The 252-nt window shown below is 73.8% G+C and carries 1 protein-coding gene; it reads right to left on the reverse strand.

All coding sequences use genetic code 11. The features are described 5' to 3' along the window. Positions 1-34: 34 nt before the first annotated feature. On the reverse strand, positions 35-252 hold a 218-nt coding region (locus VS93_RS26550; RefSeq protein WP_156185039.1), incomplete at its 5' end, for an ATP-binding domain-containing protein.

The raw sequence follows: 252 nt of genomic DNA on the forward strand, positions 1-252 counted from the left end.
GGCCGTTCGCTGCCGCCGGAGCGGGTGGGGTGCCTCATTGCTGGGAGTCGTCCAGGGCCGGAGGCAGGGGGGTGGCGTGCACGATGTGCAGGTGGCTGACCGCGCGGGTGAGGGCGACGTAGAGGCGGTTCAGGCCGCGGGGTTCGGCCGCGGCGATGCGGGCCGGTTCGGCGATGATGACGGAGTCGAACTCCAGGCCCTTGGCCAGGGTGGCCGGGACCATACCAGCCGGGCGGCCTCCAGCGCGTCCTC

This window comes from Allosalinactinospora lopnorensis, from assembly GCF_000981225.1.
GTDB classification, from domain to species: Bacteria; Actinomycetota; Actinomycetes; order Streptosporangiales; family Streptosporangiaceae; genus Allosalinactinospora; species Allosalinactinospora lopnorensis.